13 protein-coding genes are annotated in these 15,489 nt (G+C 67.0%); 5 read left to right on the top strand and 8 right to left on the bottom strand.

The window, feature by feature from the left end:
• Positions 1-1,158 (bottom strand): amine dehydrogenase large subunit, encoded by a 1,158-nt coding sequence (locus HMPREF3115_RS02975; protein ID WP_070553387.1) that lies wholly within the window; start codon positions 1,156-1,158, stop codon positions 1-3.
• Between the two features lie 242 nt (positions 1,159-1,400).
• Between HMPREF3115_RS02975 and HMPREF3115_RS02970 the strand changes: the two genes are divergently transcribed.
• From HMPREF3115_RS02970 to HMPREF3115_RS02960, 3 genes are all read left to right on the top strand, one after another.
• Positions 1,401-2,363, top strand: coding sequence for a helix-turn-helix domain-containing protein (locus HMPREF3115_RS02970; protein ID WP_070553386.1), 963 nt, complete (start codon positions 1,401-1,403; stop codon positions 2,361-2,363).
• A 95-nt stretch (positions 2,364-2,458) separates the two neighbouring features.
• Entirely contained in the window at positions 2,459-3,403 is a 945-nt protein-coding gene (locus HMPREF3115_RS02965; RefSeq protein WP_006406052.1) for a GlxA family transcriptional regulator, read from the top strand.
• A 100-nt stretch (positions 3,404-3,503) separates the two neighbouring features.
• On the top strand, positions 3,504-3,872 hold the full coding sequence (locus tag HMPREF3115_RS02960; RefSeq protein WP_070553385.1) for a YbjQ family protein: 369 nt from the start codon (positions 3,504-3,506) through the stop codon (positions 3,870-3,872).
• Between the two features lie 31 nt (positions 3,873-3,903).
• Here the strand turns inward: HMPREF3115_RS02960 and HMPREF3115_RS02955 are convergent, their stop codons facing one another.
• From HMPREF3115_RS02955 to betC, 7 genes are all read right to left on the bottom strand, one after another.
• Entirely contained in the window at positions 3,904-4,605 is a 702-nt protein-coding gene (locus HMPREF3115_RS02955; RefSeq protein WP_070553384.1) for a PepSY-associated TM helix domain-containing protein, read from the bottom strand.
• Positions 4,602-5,285, bottom strand: coding sequence for a Fe2+-dependent dioxygenase (locus HMPREF3115_RS02950; RefSeq protein WP_006406049.1), 684 nt, complete (start codon positions 5,283-5,285; stop codon positions 4,602-4,604). The genes HMPREF3115_RS02955 and HMPREF3115_RS02950 overlap by 4 nt, the downstream gene beginning before the upstream one ends.
• A 44-nt stretch (positions 5,286-5,329) precedes the next feature.
• Positions 5,330-7,534 carry a TonB-dependent receptor gene (locus HMPREF3115_RS02945; protein ID WP_070553383.1) on the bottom strand — a complete coding sequence of 735 codons (2,205 nt, stop codon included), beginning with the start codon at positions 7,532-7,534 and terminating at the stop codon, positions 5,330-5,332.
• A 563-nt stretch (positions 7,535-8,097) separates the two neighbouring features.
• Entirely contained in the window at positions 8,098-9,348 is a 1,251-nt protein-coding gene (locus HMPREF3115_RS02940) for an MFS transporter (protein WP_070553406.1), read from the bottom strand.
• 202 nt (positions 9,349-9,550) lie between these two features.
• On the bottom strand, positions 9,551-10,690 hold the full coding sequence (locus HMPREF3115_RS02935) for a porin (RefSeq protein ID WP_006396383.1): 1,140 nt from the start codon (positions 10,688-10,690) through the stop codon (positions 9,551-9,553).
• 266 nt (positions 10,691-10,956) lie between these two features.
• Positions 10,957-11,919, bottom strand: coding sequence for a choline ABC transporter substrate-binding protein (gene choX, locus HMPREF3115_RS02930; protein WP_070553382.1), 963 nt, complete (start codon positions 11,917-11,919; stop codon positions 10,957-10,959).
• 45 nt (positions 11,920-11,964) lie between these two features.
• Positions 11,965-13,500, bottom strand: a complete 1,536-nt coding sequence (betC, locus tag HMPREF3115_RS02925) for a choline-sulfatase (protein WP_070553381.1) — start codon at positions 13,498-13,500, stop codon at positions 11,965-11,967.
• A 228-nt stretch (positions 13,501-13,728) separates the two neighbouring features.
• Here betC and HMPREF3115_RS02915 point away from each other — a divergent pair, with 228 nt between their 5' ends.
• On the top strand, positions 13,729-14,646 hold the full coding sequence (locus HMPREF3115_RS02915) for a choline sulfate utilization transcriptional regulator (RefSeq protein ID WP_053298251.1): 918 nt from the start codon (positions 13,729-13,731) through the stop codon (positions 14,644-14,646).
• 162 nt (positions 14,647-14,808) lie between these two features.
• Positions 14,809-15,489: formyltetrahydrofolate deformylase (locus tag HMPREF3115_RS02910; protein WP_256275980.1), on the top strand; the 681-nt coding region annotated here is incomplete at its 3' end.

Below are 15,489 nucleotides of genomic sequence, written 5' to 3'. Positions count from 1 at the left end.
TCACGGGTTGACGAGCAGCGTCGACGTGTTGCCGATCTGCTTCTCGACGTGCTGCAGCTTGCCGCTGCGCGCGTCGATCACGACGAGATCGGACGTCGCCGTCAGCCCGTAAAGCAGCGGCGCATCGTCGTCGCTCACCTGGATCGACACGAGCGGCTCGACCTTCTGCTGCGCGAGATCCCAGCGCGCGATGCGCTGCTTCGTCTTCAGGTCGTACGCCCACACCTGCGTGCCGGGATCCTTGTGCGAGTGCGCGTCGCCCTGGTGCATCAGCACGTAGTAGCGGTCGAGCTTCGCGTGCACCGCGGTCTGCTGCATGCCGCCCGGACGCCATCCTTGCGCGCGCTCCGCATCGCTCAGCAGCGACCACGGCCGGCCGAACGACGGCTGATCGCCGCTGAAGTCCGCACGCCGCACGTTGCCGCCGAACGTCGTGAACAGATAGCCGCCGCGATACGGCGACGCATTCACGAATGCGGGGTCGCGATCGACGTCGATGAACGCATCCGACATCGTGCGCTTCACTTCGTGGCCGTTCGCGTCGAGCATGACCGTCAACGCCTTGCCGCTTTCGCAGAGCGAAGTAAAGCGATCGTTCGCGCTCGGATACGCGAGCACGCAGGCGGCCGTGTCGATTTCGGAGAGCACCTTCTTCGAGACCGCGTCGATCACCGTCACCGATGCAGCGGGCGTGATGTTCGCGACGTACAGCCGCTTGCCGTCCGCGCTGAACGCAGTGTTGTACGGCGACGGCACGTGCTGCGCATGCTTTGCCGGAATCGCGATCTCGCCGGCATGATCGAGCGTCGTGTTGTCGGTCAGCTCGACGACGTCCGTGCGCGCGCCGTGCGAGCCGCGCGAGAAGTAAGTCGTCGCGACGTAGCTGGTCTTGTGATCGGGCGAAATCGCCAGGCCGGGCGCGAAGCCCGCGTCGATCTGGCCGAGCAACTTTTTCGCATCGGCGTCGTAGACGTAGATGCGTCCGTCGGTCATCGACGGCATCGAGATGTCGACGATGTAGATCTCGTGCGGATGCCATGGCGGCATCTTCTGCACGATCAGTTCCTCCGGTTTCTCTGCTGCGTGCGCGCCGCCGGCCGATGTCGCAGCGAGCGCCAGCGTCGCTGCGAGCGCCGCGGCTCGTCGCGTTGTCCTCATGTCGCCTCCAGTCGGAAAATCGTGTGATGTGGGGCGACTGTAGTTCGACAATAAATCGCGTCAGCACCCGGACCGGCAACGCGTGCGTGCCGATTCGGGATATTGGAAAACCGCCTGAAAGCCGCGCGTCGCGCGCACGCTCCGACCCTCGGCACGCCGCGCCCGGAATAACCCTCGGCCTTATTGCGCCGGTCGGTCGGCCGGTTTAATCTTGCGCCGTTTGCACGCTACCGGGAGGCGCTGTGTTGGTGTTTCACCAGACGTTCGACGACGCAGACCGACATGCGGAGGCGCTGCGCGGCTGGAATCAGCGCTACGACCAGATCGGGCCGGGCGCGTATCGCAGCGCGGTCAAGCATCTGGCGCTCGAGGGCCTCGAGCTGTTTCAGGAAACCGCGAACGTCCGCATCACGCAGCGCGGCTGGCTGCCTGCCGGTCACACCGTGTTCGGCATGCCGCTCGCCGGCGCCGGCGCATTCGCGTTCGGCGGCGCGCGCATCGAACGCGGCACCATCGTGCTGGCGCGAGGCGGCGCCCCTTTCGAATTGCATTCACCCGACGACATGTCGCTGATCGGCGTGCTCGTCGATGCGGCGCTGATGGCGCAGATCGAGGAGGCCGCCGAGTTGCGCATCGACGAACGCACGCTGCGGCGCGGCGTGATCGATCTGCCGATGGCCGCGCGCATGCGCGCGGGCGTGCAGCTCGCGACGCTGCTCGAGCGCGCGCTCGCCGCGCCGGACGCGCTGCGCGACGCGCGCATGCAGTGCGAGTTGCGCGGCGAAGTGGGCAACGTGCTCGTCGATCTGCTCACGTACTGGATGCCCGACGCGTCCAGCGGCCTCACGCAGGCGTGCCGCGCCGACATCGTGCGGCGCGTGCACGACTACGTGATCGCGCATCCCGAAGCGCCGGTCGACATCCTGAGCCTGTGCGCGCAGTTGCGCGTGAGCCGCCGCACGATGCAGAACAGCTTTCAGTCGGTCGTGCAGACGAGTCCGCTCAACTACGTCCGCTCGCTGCGCCTCGCGCAGGTGCGCCGGATGCTGCTCGATACGCGGCAGTCCGATCTGTCGATCGCCGATGCCGCCGCGCACTGGGGCTTCATTCATCTCGGGCATTTCGCGAACGCCTACAAGGCGCAGTTCGGCGAATTGCCGTCGACGACGCAGCGCCGCTCGGCGCGCGGTGCAAAATCGCACTGAGCCGGCCCGAAACCCGCGATAATCTGCGGCAGGCCGTTCTGCCGTCGCGGCCGCGCCCCGCACGCGACCTTTCGTCGACTTCTTCCTACGCTCCGATGCCCGAGGATTTCCACTTCCTGCTGCTGCCCGGCTTTTCCGCGCTCGGCTTCATGTCCGCGGTCGAGCCGCTGCGCGTCGCGAACCGGTTTCGCACCGAGCTTTACCGTTGGCACGTGCTGAGCATCGACGGCGGGCCCGTGCGCGCGAGCAACGGCATCCCGGTCGCTGCCGAAGCCGCTTGCGCGGACGTCGAGCGCGTCGATACGGTCTTCGTCGTGGCCGGCTTCGAACCGCTCGCCTGCTACACGCGCGCGCTCGGCGACTGGTTGCGCCGGCAGCATCGCCACGGTGCGACGCTCGGCGGCATCGATACGGGCAGCTTCGTGCTCGCGGAAGCCGGGCTGTTCGACGCGTCGCAGCCGCTGACCGTGCACTGGGAAGCGCTTGCCGCGTTCCGCGAGCGCTATCCGCGGCTGAAGGCGACGCAGGAGCTGTTCGAAATCGACGCGCGCCGCATCACGTGCGCGGGCGGCACCGCGTCGATCGACATGATGCTCGACCTGATCGGCCGCCGGCACGGCGCCGAACTCGCGGCCGTGATCTCCGAACAATTCGTCGTCAGCCGGATCCGGCAGCGCTCGGACAGCCAGCGGCTCGAGATCGCCGCGCGCTACGGCGTGCACAACCGCAAGCTGATCCAGGTGATCGGCACGATGCAGCGGCATATGGAGAACCCGCTCGGCTCCGACGCGCTCGCGCAGGAAGTGTCGATCACGCGCCGCCAGCTCGAACGGCTGTTCAGCGCGACGCTGAACGACACGCCGACGCGCTTCTATCAGAACCTGCGGCTCGACCGCGCACGCGAACTGCTGCAGCAGACGGACATGAGCATCACGTCGGTGTGCGTCGCGTGCGGATTCGAATCGCCGTCGCATTTCTCGCGCGCGTATCGCGCGCGGTTCGGGACGAGCCCGCGCAACGACCGGTGCGCGACGCGCTGAAGCGGCCGGCGCTCGCCCGGCGTTCCGGCATCGGCGCCGGCACGCATGGCGGCCCGGCTACAATCGCCGTTCGACCCGCAACCGATGGACGGCTTTCCCGATGACCGACGCTTCCCGCTCTCCCGACGCGCTGTCGCCCGATCGCGTCACGACCGCATTCGACCTGCCCGGCCATACGACGGTACGCGCGCTCGGCGTCGCGCAAGGCATCGTCGTGCGCTCGCGCTCGATCGTCGGCACGTTCGGCGCGTCGCTTCAGACGCTGTTCGGCGGCAACATCACGCTCTATACGTCGCTATGCGAAGAAGCGCGCCAGCACGCGTTCGACAAGATGCTCGACGACGCACGCCGGCTGGGCGCGAACGCCGTCGTCGCGATGCGCTACGACTCGACCGAGATCGGCTCGGGCGTCACCGAAGTCATCTGCTACGGCACGGCCGTGCAGGTCGCGCCCGACGCGGGTCGCTAGCGCCGGCTCGAAGCAATACGCGCCGGGCGCTTCAGACGCTCGCCGTGCACACGATCGCGACGATCGAGCCGACCACGAGCAGCGCACCGACCGTCTTGCGCTTGTTGAGCCCCGTCCACAGCAGCACGCCGGTCAGCGACAGCAGGATCAGCGCGCCGGCCAGCGTATCGACGAGCAGCACCCAGCCGATGCTCATGCCGACGCCCTTGTGCAGGTTCGTCAGCCACGCAAGCGTGCCGTTGCCGGTACGCTTGAGCGTGATCGCGTCGCTGCCGACCCAGTAGTCGACCGCGACGTTCTCGCGCGGCGACGCGAACACGAGCTGCCAGTGCTCGGGCTGCACGGTCTCGCGATCGCCCCATGCGACCGGATGCGCGGGTTCCTGCTGCACGCGGCCCATGCGCGCCGGCAGATGCAGATCCGGTTGCGTACGCAACCACCTCGCAAGTTCGCGCGGCGACGCGGGCGCCGGGACGGGCACCGCGAGCCGCAGCGTGTCGACGCGCGGCGCGCCGGTCTGGATGCGCAGCGGCGGCGCACGATGATTCAGCAGGAAGCCGGTCGTGCCGAACAGCAGCCCGAGCGCCGCGCCCCAGAGCCCGACCCAGCCGTGTATCTTGCGCAGCCATTGGAGGAATGTGCCGCGACGCGAGCGCGCGCTGCCGGTCCGCGCGCCGGGCGCCGTCCGCGACACGGGCGTCGCTGCAATTTCGACAGAATCGATCACGCTCACATCTCGCTCCAGATTCGCAAAAGGTTGTGGTAGCAGCCGACGAGGCTGCGGCATGCCTGCGGATCGGCGCCACCGGCATTGAGCCGCTGGATCGCCGTATCCATGTCGAACAGCAGCGCGCGCTGCGCATCGCTGCGCACGAGGCTCTGCACCCAAAAGAAGCTCGCGACGCGCACGCCGCGCGTGACCGGCGTGACCTGATGCAGGCTCGTCGCCGGATAGACGATCATGTCGCCGGCCGGGAGCTTCACCTGCTGCACGCCGTACGCATCCTCGATCACGAGTTCGCCGCCGTCGTATTCGTCGGGCGCGGACAGGAACAGCGTGACCGACACGTCGGTGCGCAGCTTCACGCCGTTCGGCAGCACGCGCACCGCGCCGTCGACGTGGCTGCCGAACGTCATCCCGCCTTCGTAACGGTTGAACAGCGGCGGATAGACCTGATTCGGCAGCGCCGCGCTGATGAAGAGCGGATGGCGCTCGATCGCCGCCAGGATCACGTCGCCAAGCTCGCGCGCGATCGGCGAATGCTCGGCGATCTGCTGGTTGCGCTTGACCGGCGCGCCCGTATAGCCGGCCGTCGCGCGGCCGTCGACCCACGCGTCGCCCGCCTGGTCGAGCCGGCCGCGGATCATGCGGACCTGTTCCGGCGTCAGCACGTTCGGAATGTGTACAAGCATCGTTTCACCTGTTTCGTCGATTGGCACGCCGGCCGCACCGCCGCTCAGAACCGGTAGTCGAGCGTCGCGAGGAACGTGCGCCCGATGCCCGGCACCGCGCGCCCGCCGTCCGACTGGATCAGCGCATCGTAATAGAACTTGTCGGTCAGGTTCAGCACGTTGAGCCGCAGATCCCACCGCTTCGCGTGATACGCGGCCGTCGCATCCCAGCGCGTGTAGCCGCCCACCTGCACGTAGTTCGTGTTGGCCGCATAGCGCCCCGACATGTAGGTCGGGCCGCCGCCGATTTCCCAGTGCGGCGTGAACGCGTACGTGGTCCACAACGTCAACGTGTTGCGCGGCGTATTCGCGAGCGTTTTGCCCTGCGTGCCGTCGCGCGCACTGAGGATCGTGCCGTTCATGTACGTGTAACTGCCGAACACCTGCCACTTCGGCGTGATATGGCCCGTCACGCTCGCCTGGAAGCCGCGCACGCGAATATCGCCTTCGAGCAGGTATTCGCCCGTCGACGTCTGCGTGCGTGCATTGCTCTTCTCCTGCTGGAACAGCGCCGACGTGACCGACAGGTTGTCGTTCAGCAGATCCCACTTGCCGCCGACCTCGTACGACTTCGTGTGTTCGGGCGACAGGTTCTGCGTGTTGTTCGTGACCGTCAGCGTCTCGAGCGACGGGTTGAACGACGTGCCGTACGAGAAGTAGTACGACTGCGATTCGGTCGGCTGATAGATCACGCCGGCACGCACGCTCGTGAAGTTGTTCGTCTGCGACGCGTAGCCGGGCGCGCTGATCGTGTTCGCGAGATGCGCGCGGAAGCGATCCCAGCGCAGCCCGCCGACGAGTTTCCAGTCGCGGCCGATCGATACCGTGTCGTTCAGATACGCGGCGAGCGTCGTCGCGCCCGATTCCGCGTGGTTGGCCGGCGTCTGCCGCGCGTTCGCCGCGCTCGACGACAGATATGCGGGATCGATCAGCGACAGGATCGGTAGCCCGCTGCGCGTGTATGCCTGGTTCGTATAGCTGTCGTGGCCGACTTCGATGCCCGCGATCAGGTCGTGCTTGACGAAGCCCGTGTCGAACTTGAAATGCGCCATCGTATCGTTGTCGATCGAATGGTTTTCGATCACGCGATCGTGTCTCGCGAGCCGCACGTACAGCGCCGACATCGGCAGCGACGTGTAGTTGCCGTTCGTCAGCGCGGTGCTCGACGACAGCGGCCCCGTCAGCACCGCGTTCGCGGCCGTCTCGCGCGCGTCCGTCATCGAATGCGAGAACGACGTGCGGTTGCTGATCGTCAGCGCGTCGTTCACGCGATGATCGATCCGCGCGGACACCGTCTGCACGTCCTGGATCGTGCGGTCGTCGGTCAATCCGTAGAACGTGTGCTTCGATACGGGCGCCGGATGGCCGTTCACGGCGAGCACGCCGTAATCGGGCATGTCGTAGTTGTGCTGGATCAGCGCGGACAGCGTGATCTCGGTCGGCGTGCCGATGCCGAAGCGCAGTTCCGGCGCGATCCCGTAGTCCTTGTTTTTCATCACGTCGCGCGTCGAGCCGAGCGACTGGCCGAACGCGTTGATGCGCAGCGCCGAGGTCGCGCCGAGCGGCCGGTTCAGATCGACGCTCGTGCGATAGCGGTCGTCAGTACCGATCGTCGTCGACACTTCCGCCGACGGCTTCAGGTTCGCCTTCTTCGATACCTGGTTGATCACGCCGCCCGTCGAGCCGCGCCCGAACAGCATCGAGGACGGTCCGTACAGCACCTCGACCGCATCGAGATCGAAGGTGTCGCGGTAGTACTGGTTGCGATCGCGAAAGCCGTCGAGATAGATGTCGTTCTGCGCGGTGAAGCCGCGCAGGTTGATGTTGTTGCCGATCTGCCCGCCTTCCGCGCCGCCGATCGTGATGCCCGGCGCATTGCGCAACGCATCCTGGAACGACGTGAGCCCCTGCGACTCGATCAGCGCCTTGTTGATCACCGTGACCGACTGCGGAATGTCGCGCAGTGCGGTCGGCGTCTTCGCGCCGACCGTCGAGCGCTCGGCCTGGAAGTCCTGCTGCACGGCTTGCCCGGATACGCTGATCGTCGGTAGCGCGTCGCGCACGGCGCTGGAAGCGGCCGGCGCCGTATCGCCGGGCGAGGCCGCAGCGGGCGAAGCGTCGACACGCGCACTCTGTGCGACGGCGGGCGAAGCAATAGGCAAGGCAAAGGCCAACGCGAGCGCGCTCGCGAACGGGGTCCTGTTCGGCATGGTAATTCAGTGTGGATGAACCGGCCGCGTGGACGCGCGGCGATACGCGCGCACGAGGCACGATGCGTTGGCTTGCCGGCCGCGGACGCTCGGAATCAGCGCCGACGAGGCTGGCTGGCTACGGTGGACAGGTGACCGGCGGCAGCGCCGCGGCGGTCATGCAAATGAGAATCGGTATCATTCCATGTATTTCTTTTTGTTTCAATTGATAACCGCATCATCAGACGAAAGCGAGTTGTTTCGGAAAATTACAGAAAGGGAAGCGTAATTTAAATAATGTTTTTGCAATGATCGCGCATCGATTCATCCGACGAAATGATCGCGTCAGCCTTGACCAGCAAGGCTTTGACGCATATGCCGTTTTGAATTCCACCCGCGCACCCGAAAGCTTCCGACAACTTTCTGCCGAATCGACATTCCGCATTCAGCTGCATGCGTTTTTTATCGGTCGGAAGATTGCACGGGCTGAAAATGTTGTTGATTCGACAGAAACAAGAAGGCAATTTGAAATAAACCGCACGCAATATGTCCGCGGCCGTCGCCGCACCCGTTACTCGCGCGCATTACCGATCGCGTTCGAGCGACGTCATGTTGCGCAGCGTCGGAAAGAGCCGCATCCACGCGAGCGCGACCGCGATCGTGGCCGCGCCGCCGACGACGATCGCCGCGGGCGCGCCCCACCACGCAGCCGTAACGCCCGATTCGAATTCGCCAAGCTGGTTCGACGTGCCGATGAACAGCGCATTGACGGCGCTGACGCGGCCGAGCATGTCGTCGGGCGTGCGCAGCTGCACGAGCGACAGCCGCACGACCACGCTGATGACGTCGGACGCGCCGAGTGCCGCGAGCGCGACGAGCGACAGCACGACATGCCGCGACAGGCCGAACACGATCGTCGCGATGCCGAACGCGATCACGCCGCCGAACATTGCACGGCCCGGCCGTGCCTTCAGCGGAAAACGCGTGAGCCAGAGCGTGCCCGCGAGCGCGCCGACCGCGGGCGCCGCGCGCAATGCGCCGAGCCCCCACGGCCCGACCTGGAGGATGTCGCGCGCATAGATCGGCAACAGCGCGGTCGCACCGCCGAACAGCACCGCGAACAGATCGAGCGACAACGCGCCGAGTATCGCCGGCTCGCGCCGGATGAACGCGATGCCGGAAAACACCGAGCGCAGCGTCACGGGCTCGCGCGCGGGCGGCGCGCTGCGCAGCGGAATCGTGCCGCTCAGCAGCGCGGCGATCGCGAACGCGGCGACGCTCGTGCCGAACGCGACCGGCGCACCGAGCCCGTACAACAGCCCGCCGAATGCCGGCCCGAGAATCTGTGCGGCCTGATTCGCGGAGGTCGACAACGCAGTCGCACGCGGCAGCTCGGCGCGCGGCACGACGGCCGGCAGCAGCGACGATACCGACGGCGACTCGAATGCGCGCGCGGTGCCGACGATCGCCGCGAGCGCATAGACGCCCGGCGCGGCGAGCCACCCTTGCGCGGCGCCGAGCAGAAACACGCCCGCGGCAAGCGCCTCCACGCTTTGGCAGATCGTCGCGATGCGCCGCCGGTCGAAGCGGTCGGCGACCTGCCCGACGACGAGCGTCAGCGCGAACATCGGCACGAACTGCGCGAGGCCGACGAGGCCGAGCGCGAACGCGCTGTGCGTGAGCGCGTACACGTACCAGCCGATCGCGACCGACAGGATCTGGAAAGCCAGCGACGACATCACGCGCGTGCCCCAGAACCGCCGGAACGGGGCGTGACGAAACAGATTGGCGGGCAGTTCGGAAGCGGTGCGGGCGTCGGGCAACGGAGCGGTCATCGATATCTCGGCTGGGCGGCACGGCGTGCCGCCGACCGCTTGGCCGGACGGCCCGATCGCGGCCAAGCCGCGATGATATGACAAATGCGCGCGCGCAGCCGGCCCGCCGTGCGCGCCGTGCCGCGCACATAAAAAAAGCGCGAACCGCAGTTCGCGCGAAAGAGAGACCTCGCTGAAGACGTCGAACGAGCCGGTGCGCCGGTCAGAACGAATGCCGCATCCCGATGCGCACGTCGGCCTGCGTCTGCGTCGTGGACGGCGTGAAGCTGTAGCCGATCACCGCATCGACACCCTGCGATGCACGCAGGTAGTCGCCCGAGATGTACACGTCGGTGCGCTTCGACAGCAGGTAATGCAGGCCGGCCGTGCCCTGGTTCCAGTGGTGGCCTTCGAAGCGCGTGTGCTGATAGCCGGCGATGAAGCTCAGTGCCGGCGTGAACTGATACAGGCCACCGCCTTCGTACACCTGCATGTGCGACGACTGGCCGAAGCCCTTGATCGTCGTGTACGAGTAGTTCGCATCGAGCGTCAGCTTGCCGATCGTATAGCTTGCGCCGACGCCGAACGTGCCCTGGCTGTCGACGTTCATCGCCGTGTTCGCGAACAGGTCGGTCCGCTGGCCGGTCGCCGGATCGACGGTCACCGTCTGCTGGCCGAGGAACGTGTGCGTGCCGATCATCGCGTACGGATCGAACGCATAGATGCCGTTCGGGTTGTTCAGGCGCGTGTAGGCCGCGCCGATCGAGAAGTCGCCCTTCGTGAAGCTGGCGCCCGCGCTCCATGCGCTGTTGCGGTGGAAGTTGCCGGCGACGTTGCCGAACGAGTACATCGCGCCGAACTTGAAGCCGCTCAGGTCGCTCGACAGGAACTTGACGGAGTTGGGCAGGCGATCGCCGTTGAAGCGGTCGAAGTCGCCCTGGTGGATCGCGTAGCCGCTGCCCCACGCGGAGATGTTGTAGATCGACACGAGCTCGTTGGTGATGTCGAGCTGATTGCCGAACGACAGCGTACCCCAGTTGTTCTGCAGGCCGACGTAGGCCTGGCGGCCGAATTCGGCGCCGCCGAAGCCGAGCTGCCCGTTGCCGAGACGGAAGCCGCTTTCGAGCGCGAACACGGCCTTCAGGCCGCCGCCCAGATCCTCGGTGCCCTTCAGGCCGAAGCGGTTTCCATATGCGACGCCGTCGTCGAACTTGAACACGTGCGAGCCGCCGGTGTTGTTCACGTACGTGACGCCTGCGTCGATGATCCCGTACAGCGTCACGCTGCTTTGTGCATGACCGATCGCGGGAACACACGCCGCGCATGCGAGCGCGACTGCCACGGCAACTTTCGATTGCTTCATTGTCGACCACCCTCCCTGACCCGTTCGATGGAAATAACCGCTGGTCCGGCGCGCGCCGCGATACGCCGGCTCAGGGTTGATATGTAATTCGGTAAATCGGATGGCTTCGGTATTTCGTTTTCCGCAATAGCGCAGCCATGGCCGAAAAATACAAACCCATATTTCCTGCGACCCGTCTGAACGCGACACCAAATGGTCTCGTTGCGACCGCTCGGGAAAACACGGATGCCGCGCGGCACGGTGCAACCGGCCGGCCGCGCAGCCGATCAATGGCCGTCCAGCGCCGCGCGCACGGCCGGCAGGCCCGGTGCGCCGGTAGCCGTCGTCACGCCGTCCAGCCAGCCGGCGACGAGCGACGGGTCGGCCTTCAGCGCGTGTTGTGCGGCGAGCGCAGGCGACGTCTTCTTTTCCAGCATGTCGGCGATCATCCGGTTCTCGACATCGACCGAGAACGTCATTTGCCGGAACAGGCGCGCGAGGTTCGTGCACTGATCGGCGAAGCCGGCGCGGGTCACCGTGTTGACCGTCGCGCCGCCGTAGTTCGGGCCGAAATATGCGTCGCCGCCGGAGAGGTATGTCAGCTTGAACTTCGTGTTCATCAGGTGCGGCTCCCACGCGAGGAACACGATCCAGCGCTTGTCGCGCACCGCGCGCTCGACCTGCGTGAGCATCCCGGTCTCGCTCGACTCGACGAGCGACCAGTTCGCCGGGCCGAGCGCATGGTCGGACAGCATCCGCTTGATGTTCTGGTTCGCCGGCGCGCCGGGCTCGATCCCGTAGATCTTGTCGCCGAAGCGATCCGCGTAGCGTGCGAGATCGGCGAACGTATGAACACCGGCCGCCGCGACGTAGTCGGGCACCGCGAGCGTGAACTTCGCGCCGCTCAGATTCGCGTGCAGCACGTCGATCGATTTCTCGTCGACGAACGGCTTCACGAGCGGCGCCTGCGCCGGCATCCAGTTGCCGAGGAATACGTCGACCTGCCCTTTCTTCAGCCCCTGATACGTGATCGGCACCGACAGGTTCGCCACGTCCTGCCGATAGCCGAGCGCCTTCAGCACGACGCCCGCCATCGCGTTCGTCGCGTCGATGTCGGTCCAGCCGGGCGCCGCCATCCGCACGTCGCGGCACGTCTGCGGTTCGGCCGCGTGCGCGGCCGTCATGCACGCGGCCGCGGCGAGCGCCGCACCGATCCGGATTGCTGCATTGCATTGCCGTTGCCGTTTCATCGTCCGCTTCCTCCGTCGTTTGTCAGTGATCGCGATGCGATACGTTCAGTGCCCGACGCGCGGAAAGCGCGCCATCGCTTCGAGCGTGTCGAGTTCGATGTGATTGCGCATATAGCGCTGGCTCGCATCGGTGAAAGGCTGCCAGTCCCACGGCTGGATCCGGCCTTGCGTCGTCGCCGCGTAATGAAAGCGGCGGCGACGCTGGCTCGCGCGCACCTGCCGGTCGAGTTCCGCCAGGTTCCAGCGCCGTGCCGCTTCCGCGCGGAAGGCAGCGAGCACGTCGGCCGCCTCCGGCGCGCCCGCGAGATTCGTCAGTTCGCGCGGATCGTCGGACAGGTTGTACAGCTGCTCCGGATCGGCCGGGCAATGCACGTACTTCCAGTCGCCGCGCCGAATCATCACGATCGGCGCGATCGCGCCTTCAGCCAGATATTCGCCGAGCGCGACATCGTGTGCGGCCGTGCCGCGCAGATGCGGGACGAGACTGGCGCCGTCCACCGCGTCGGGCCAGCCGCCTTCCGGCGTCGCGTTCGCGAGTTCGACGAGCGTCGGCAGCAGATCGAGATGCGACACGGGACCGCGCACGCGCGCCGCGTCGAAGCGGTGCGGCGCATGGACGATCAGCGGCACGCGACAGCCGCCTTCGAAGAACGTCATCTTGTACCAGAGCCCGCGCTCGCCGAGCATGTCGCCGTGATCGGACGTGACGATCACGATCGTGTCGTCGGCGAACCCGCACTGCTCGAGCGCCGCGAGCACACTGCCGAACTGCGCGTCGACGTACGACGTCGCGCCGTAGTAGGCGCGTCGCGCCGCGCGGATCTGCGCCTCGCTCGGCGGCGTGCGGTCGTTCTCGCAGACGAAGCGCAGCCGCTGCGAATGCGGATCGCTGTCCGATGCGCCGAGCCGCACGGCCGGCATGTCGATCTCGTCGTCGCTGTACAGATCCCAATATTCGCGCGTGATCGCATACGGGTCGTGCGGGTGCGTCAGCGACATGACCATGCAGAACGGCCGTTCGTCGCGGCCCGCTGCGCGCTCGCGCGCGACGTCGTACAGCTTCTGCTTCGCGGCGAACGTCACTTCGTCGTCGAAGTCCAGCTGGTTCGTGCGCACGCACGGGCCAGCATCGAGCACCGAGCTCATGTTGTGATACCAGCTCGGCCGCTCCGTCGGGCGGTCCCAGTCGGGCACCCAGCCGAAGTCGGCCGGGTAGATGTCGGTGGTCAGCCGCTCCTCGAAACCGTGCAGCTGGTCGGGGCCGCAGAAGTGCATCTTGCCGGACAGCATCGTCCGATAGCCGGCCGCGCGCAGGTAGTGCGCGAACGTCAGCGTTTGCGCCGGCAATTCGGCGGCGTTATCGTAGGCGCCGATCCCGGACGGCAGCTTGCCGGTCAGCAGCGAGAAGCGCGACGGCGCGCAGAGCGGGCTTGCGCAGTAGGCGGCGTCGAACACCACGCCTTGCGCGGCGAGCCGGTCGAGCGTCGGCGTGCGCGCGACGCGGTTGCCGTAGGCCGGCAGCGCGAACGGCGTCAGCTGGTCGGCCATCAGGATCAGGATGTTGGGAGTCGGGTTCGTCATCGGCGGTCGTGAGGAAATCGCTGTTCGAATGGAACGGATCGACGCGCAGGCAGCGGCGCATCCGGCATCGCGGACGCAGCCTGCAGAAAGTGCCGCGCGCAGCGGCCGCGACTGGCTAGAATCGCGGAAGGCCTTGCGCGGCGCGGTGCCGCGCCGTCGGATGCACTATCTCCCGCCCGAATTCGCGCGGGAAGGCGTCCGGCTCTTATGGGGCCATTAGAGGGACTTATGTCGAAACCGGAACCGTTACCGTCGATGCAGGCGTTGCGCGCGTTCGAGTCGGCCGCGCGGCTCGCGAGCTTCACGGCCGCTGCGCGCGAGCTCGGCTCCACACAGCCGGCCGTCAGCCAGCAGGTGTTTCAGCTCGAGGCCGAGCTCGGCGTGCCGCTCTTCGAGCGCAGCCCGCGCGGCGTCACGCTGACGGCCGACGGCGAATGCCTGTACGAGGCCGTCCGGCTCAGCCTCGACACCCTGCGCGGCGCCACCGCCACGCTGCGCGCGCGCCGCGAGCACGGCACGCTGACGATCGTCACCGACTTCGGTTTCGCGACGTACTGGCTGATGCCGCGCCTTGCGGGGCTCAAGCGCGTGATGCCCGACGTCGACGTGCGCGTGGTCACGTCGCAGGACTACGACGCGCAGCGCGACCATGCCGACATCGCGATCCTGTTCGGCGACGGCCACTGGCCGTCGTGCACGGCCGCAAGGCTGTTTGCGGAGTCGGTCACGCCCGTCTGCTCGCCGGCGTTCCGCGATGCGCATCCGCACGTCTCGCGGCCCGAGCATCTGGCTGCGCTGCCGCTGCTGCACGTGCAGCCGACGCGCCCCGAGCGCTGGCTGTCGTGGGCCGGCTGGTTCGACGCGCACGGCCTCGACGCGCAGGCCGCGGCGCGCGGCGTGACGTTCAACAGTTACGCGCTCGTGATTCATGCGGCGCTGCTCGGCGAAGGCGTGGCGCTCGGCTGGTCGCCGCTCGTCGACGAGCTCGTCGCGGCCGGCCAGCTCGTGAAGCTCGTCGACGCGCCGGTCGTCACGTCGCGCGGTTATTTTCTGGTACGGCCGCCGCAGCGGCCGGAGCCGGACGCGACGCATGTGTTCCGGCGGTGGCTGCTCGATGCGTGTGCGGGGGCGGGGGCGGGCGTGTAAACCCTGCGCCGCTCCCCTTCCCCGATTTCCGGGCCGCCCGCCCGCTGGCGCGCCGATACCAGTCACACGGCGCGTCGGTTCTATCCGCTCGCAATCTGGCCTGATTTACTACCGCATCGCGATTTGCAGTCGCGAATCGCCTACCGAGACCAGAGGAGCCCCATGAGCGACGTCCACCGTCCCGAACAATTCGTCCTGACGCTGTCGTGCGCGAGCGCAGCCGGCCAGGTCGCTGCCGTCGTCGGTTTTCTCGACCGCCATCGCTGCTACGTCGACGCGCTGAACGTGTTCGACGACGATCTCAGCAATCGTTTCTTCGTGCGCTGCGTGTTTCATCCGACGGATGAGACGCTGCAGATCGACGCGCTGCGCCAGGAATTCGCGCCGATAGCGGCCGGCCTCGGCAGCGAGCTGCAATGGGCCATCCACGACGTAAACGCGCGTCCGAAGGTACTGATCATGGTGTCGAAGCTCGAACACTGCCTCGCGGATCTGCTGTTCCGCTGGCGGATGGGCGAGCTGAAGATGGACATCGTCGGCATCGTGTCGAACCATCCGGACTTCGAACCGCTCGCCGCGCAGCACGGGCTGCCGTTCCGCCACTTCCCGATCACGCCCGACACGAAGGCGCAGCAGGAAGCGCAGTGGCTCGACTTCTTCGAGACGAGCGGCGCCGAGCTCGTGATCCTCGCCCGCTACATGCAGGTGCTGTCGCAGGAAACGAGCGCGAAGCTCGCGAACCGCGCGATCAACATCCATCATTCGTTCCTGCCGGGTTTCAAGGGCGCGAAGCCGTATCACCAGGCGCATGCGCGCGGCGTGAAGCTGATCGGCGCGACCGCG

Origin of the sequence: Burkholderia sp. HMSC10F09, from assembly GCF_001806955.1 — a bacterium.
Taxonomy (GTDB): Bacteria; Pseudomonadota; Gammaproteobacteria; order Burkholderiales; family Burkholderiaceae; genus Burkholderia; species Burkholderia multivorans.
Note: the sequence above shows the minus strand (reverse complement) of the source record. Positions and strands in the feature narration are given on the sequence as shown.